Source organism: Streptomyces lonarensis (assembly GCF_012033735.1).
Taxonomy (GTDB): domain Bacteria; phylum Actinomycetota; class Actinomycetes; order Streptomycetales; family Streptomycetaceae; genus Streptomyces; species Streptomyces lonarensis.
This window is the reverse complement of sequence record NZ_JAAVJD010000325.1, coordinates 1-4,667: the sequence shown is the minus strand read 5'-3', so window position 1 is coordinate 4,667 and position 4,667 is coordinate 1. Positions and strand designations below refer to the sequence as shown.

The following is a 4,667-nucleotide window of genomic DNA, read 5'->3' as shown; positions in this document are numbered from 1 at the left end:
GCGAGGCAGCCGAGCCCGCCGGGCAGCAGCAGGAGGACGACACGGCCGGGGAGACCGCGTCCCCTCCCGCCGCCCGGGCCGCGGGCGGCGGGAGCGGCGGTCAGGACAGGCCGTGCACGTGCGGGCCCACCACGTCCGACCAGGCGTTGCCGGCGTGCTCGTCCCAGTTGGTCGACCAGGTCATCGCGCCGCGCAGCTCCGGGTAGGTCCGGTCGGGGGTGAAGCTGCCGCAGTTGGTGCCCTGGGTGAGGCAGTCCAGCGCGTCGGTGACCACGCCGGGGTCGACGTAGCCGCTGCCGGCCGCGTCGGGCGACGCGGGCACCCCGATGCCGACCTGCGAGGCGTCCAGTCCGTTCTCCAACTGGATGCAGGCGAGGGCGGTCAGGAAGTCGACCGTGCCCGAGGAGTACACCTGGCCGTCGCAACCCAGCATCGAACCGCTGTTGTAGTACTGCATGTTGACGACGGTCAGGTACTCCTGGGTGTTCAGGGCGAGTTGGAAGTACTCGGTCCCGGTGTTCTGCATGTCGATGGTCTGCGGTGCCATCGTGTAGACCAGCCCGTCACCGACCTCGGCATGGATCGCGTCCATCGCCTCGGTGAGGTACTGGGCGTTGATGCCGTGCTCCAGGTCGATGTCGACGCCGTCGAAGCCGTACTCGTCCATCAGCGCCACCGTGCTGTCGGCGAACGCCGCGGCCGACGCGGGGTCGTTGACGGTCACGTTGCCGACCTCGCCGCCGACCGAGATGATCACGGACTTGCCGGCCGCCTGCTTGGCGGCGACCTCGTCCTTGAACTCCTGCTCGGAGGCGTACCCGAGGACGGGGTCGAGGTTAAACTCGATCTCGCCGGGCGTGGCGGTGGCGTCGGCGAAGGAGACGGCGATGATGTCGTACGCGTCCTGCACGTCGCCGAGCCGCTGGATGACCGAGCCGTTGTCGAAGTTGTGCCAGTAGCCCGTCAGGGCGTGCTGCGGAACGGCGTTCGGTGCGGCGTCGCGGGCGGTGGGGGCGTCCGCGGTGCCGGCGGCGGGCTCGGAGGCCGTCGCCGTGGAGAACGGTCCTGTCAGCATCAGCGCTCCGGCGGCGCCGGCCGCGACGGCCGTCGCGGTGAGCGCGCGGAACCTGCGCCGGTGGGCGGCCGGGGCGTGCCCGGCGGGGGTGGGAGTGGGGGTGGATGTCACGATCGCCTCCGTCGGCTGATGTGTGGGGTGCGGAGGAGGAAGAGGGGTCTGATGGGACAACCGGTGGCCACCGATGGCGAGAAAGATGGTCCAGACCAATGCGTCTGTCAAGGGGTGTCACACGACGCCCCGACCGCCGACAGGCCCCACCCGCAGGCCCGTCGCAGGTCACCGCGGCCGACGCGAAACCCGAACCGACCGCGGTCCGGGAACCGGCCGGGAAGCGGCGACGCCGCGGGGAAGATGCCATAAGCTGCTCAACTGGCAGACAGACTGCACGAGACGGGCCGCCGGGGCCCGGGGGGAGCGGCGCATGCCCATGGCCATCGCGGTGACCGACGCCGATCTGGTGCTGGCGTCCCCCGATTCCAGGGTCCCCGACGCCCACGTGCTGAGCCCGCCGCAGAAGCAGGAGTTCGAGGACGCCCTCGCCGAGACGGGCGAACTCCTCGAACGCCACGGCCACCTGCTCGTCGTCTACCCCGCTTCGCTGCCCCGCGCCCACCTGCAGCGACTTCACGCCGTGCGAGCCCTGTTGGAGACCGACCGGGTGGCGCTGCTGCCCAGCCGCCTCCCACCCCTCGGCATCGCCACCCTTGTCCGGCAACTGCGGCAGCTCTCGGTCTGCGACTTCGGCCCCGGCGTCCTGGGCGCCTCCGCCCGCCTCCTCGGCCACTACATCTACTGCGGCGCGCTGCTGCCCTCCGGCCGGGGCCTCGACCGGCTGCCGCTCCCGCTGCCCGACGCCGAGGCCCCCCGCTCCGGAGCCTGCGCCGTCCTCGTCGGCCCCGGCCCGCAGTGCGTGCGCCCCGGCGAAGGCGAACTGGCCGGGCCGCAGTTCGCCACCGTCCTCACCCACGCCGGCGCCGGCCTCGCCGACGACTGGGTCACCGGGAGCCTCGCCGCCGACTGGCGGGTCGGCGCCCTGGACCCGGTCCCGCTGCCCGAGGAGTCCCGCCACTGGTGGGGCACCGGCCGCCTGGTGGAATTCGCCGCCGCCATCCCCGACATCGCACCGCTCTACCAGATGGTCAGTTCCGTCCGGCAGGAACTCTGCCACTGGTGCGGGCTGACGATGATCGGCGACCGCTGCGTCTTCTGCGCCGCTCCCGTCCGTCCCGTCGAGCGGCGCCCCCGGGCGCTCGCCGCCCCCGGGCGCCGCGCCCTGACCTGAGCACCGACCCGGCAGGCGGCCCCCGGCGGCCACCGTCCCGGACCGCACCAGCCCCCGGCCGACCGGCCGGACGAACGACGAGGGAGAGATCGCCCCCATGAACGGTCGCCAGCGCCGCGGACTCGTACTGCTGCTGGTCTCGCTGGTGCTCGCCCTCATCGCGTTCGGCGGCGTCTACGCGGTCATCCAGGACGTCGAGTCCAAGGTGGGCCCCGAGACCGTCGCCTACGAGGTCGCCGAGGAGATAGAGCCCTACCAGCCGCTGCGCCAGGATCAGTTCCGCGAGGTGCTGATGCCCGAGCGGTACGTCCCCGAGTCGGCCGTCACCGACCTCGGCGACCTCGACGGCAAGGTCGCCGTCGGCCCGCTGGCCCCCGGCTCGCTGCTCCAGCGCGACATGATCTCCGACCGCCCCGAACTCGGCAGCGGAGAACAGGAGATCGCCATCATGATCGACGCCTCCACCGGCGTCGCCGGCAAGATCTACCCCGGCGCCACCATCAACATGTACGCCGCCTACCGCTTCGAGGACCGTGAGTCCACCGACGGCGAGGAGGTCGAGGTGGTCCGCCTGATGGTCAACAACGCCCAGGTCATCGAGGTCGGCGACCTCACCGAGATCCCCGACGACCGCGACCGGGTCGAAGCCGTCCCCATCACCTTCGCGTTGGAGAACGTCGACGCCCAACGCGTCACCTTCGCCGAGGCGTTCGCCGAGCAGATCCGCCTCGCCCTGGTCGCACCCGGCGAGGAGACCGAGATCCCGGAGGACGAACGCACCTACACCGTCGTCGGCGACATCCTCGGCTCCCCGCACGCGGGCGTCGCACCGGGCGCGAACCCGTGACGACCACCCGCGCACCCTCCCCGCCCGCGCCCCGGCGCCCCGGCGCGCCCCCTTGCCCCGACACACCGCCGCCTCCCGTACTGACCAGCGCCCCACGGGGAAGGGAAGGGACGACGGCTGACGAGCACGACACCCCGGCCACCGCCGCCGCACCGGCGGACGGCGGCCCGCGGGACGAAAGGACCGGCAGGTGACGACGCGCATCCTCCCCGCGGTGGGGGACCCGGACACCGCACGGGCCCTGATCACCCTGATCGGCCAGTTGCCCGACGCCGCACCCCTGCGGGCGGTCCCCGACTCCGGCTCACTCCTCGACACGCTCGCCGCGCTGTCGCACGCCTCCGTCGCCGACCTCCCCGAAGTCGTCCTCGTCCACGAGGCGATCGGACCGCTCCCCGCCCTGGAGGTCGTCCGGGAGGTCGCGCTGCGCTTCCCCGCGGTCGGCGTCGTCCTGGTCACCGCCGACCCCACCGCCGGGCTGTACGCGGCGGCGATGGAGTCCGGCGCCCGAGGACTGGTCGGCGTCCCGCTCTCCTACGACGAACTGCAGTCCCGCGTCGCCGCCGCCGGACAGTGGGCCCACGGCGTCCGCCGCCACCTCGGCGGGGAGGAGCCCGCCCCCGCGGGCGCCGGCGGCAGGGTCGTCACCGTCTCCGGGGCGAAGGGCGGCGTCGGCGCCACGCTGCTCGCCACCCAGCTGGCGCTCGCCGCCCGCCGCGGCGGCCCCGCCGACCGCACCGTCCTCCTGCTCGACCTCGACCTGCTCTGCGGCGACGTCGGCTCCTACTTCGACGTCCAGTTCCGCCGCTCCGTCGCCGACCTCGCCGGCATCAGCGACATCACCCCGCAGGTCCTGGCCGAGGCGGTCTACCCCCACGAGACCGGCGTCTCCCTGCTGATCGCACCCGCCGAGGGCGAACGCGGCGAGGAGGTCACCGACCCCGCCGCCCGTCAACTGCTCACCGCGGTACGGGCCCGGTACGACCTGGTGGTCGTCGACTGCGGCTCCCAGATGAACCCCGCCACCGCCGTCGCGGTCGAGACGGCGGACACCGCCCTGCTGGTCACCACCCCCGACGTCATCTCCGTTCGGGCGGTCAACCGCATGGTCCGCATGTGGGACCGGCTCCAGATCCGCAAGGCCGACAACACCCTCACCGTCGTCAACCGGCTCGGTCGGACCAGCCACATCCAGCCCCAGCTCATCAGCCGCATCACCGGCACCCGCGTGGCGCGGGAGGTGGTCCCGGCCAACTTCCGCGAGCTGCAGGAGGCACAGGACGCCGGACGCATCCAGGACCTCGACCACCGGGGGCCCGTCCGACGCGCCATGTGGGACCTCGCCGCCGAGATCGGGCTGGCCGAGCCCACCGAGAACCGCACCAACCGCCGCCGGGGCAAGGGCTGATGCACCGGCTCCCGGCGTCCGCCGCCCGCCGCCGACCCACCCGGGCCGGCGG

Annotated in this window: 4 protein-coding genes; 3 read left to right on the top strand and 1 reads right to left on the bottom strand. The window is 73.3% G+C overall.

The window, feature by feature from the left end:
* Positions 1 to 100 precede the first annotated feature (100 nt).
* On the bottom strand, positions 101 to 1,189 hold the full coding sequence (locus tag HCN56_RS23780; protein ID WP_376770923.1) for a chitinase: 1,089 nt from the start codon (positions 1,187 to 1,189) through the stop codon (positions 101 to 103).
* A gap of 310 nt (positions 1,190 to 1,499) precedes the next feature.
* Between HCN56_RS23780 and HCN56_RS23775 the strand changes: the two genes are divergently transcribed.
* The 3 genes from HCN56_RS23775 (at position 1,500) to HCN56_RS23765 (ending at position 4,615) form a co-directional block, all read left to right on the top strand.
* The gene (locus tag HCN56_RS23775) at positions 1,500 to 2,360 is read left to right on the top strand and encodes a hypothetical protein (protein ID WP_167974435.1); all 861 of its coding nucleotides are present in this window, start codon (positions 1,500 to 1,502) and stop codon (positions 2,358 to 2,360) included.
* 97 nt (positions 2,361 to 2,457) lie between these two features.
* Positions 2,458 to 3,207 (top strand): Flp pilus assembly protein CpaB, encoded by a 750-nt coding sequence (gene cpaB, locus HCN56_RS23770; protein ID WP_167974434.1) that lies wholly within the window; start codon positions 2,458 to 2,460, stop codon positions 3,205 to 3,207.
* A 190-nt stretch (positions 3,208 to 3,397) separates the two neighbouring features.
* Positions 3,398 to 4,615, top strand: coding sequence for a CpaE/TadZ family protein (locus HCN56_RS23765; RefSeq protein ID WP_167974432.1), 1,218 nt, complete (start codon positions 3,398 to 3,400; stop codon positions 4,613 to 4,615).
* Positions 4,616 to 4,667 lie beyond the last annotated feature (52 nt).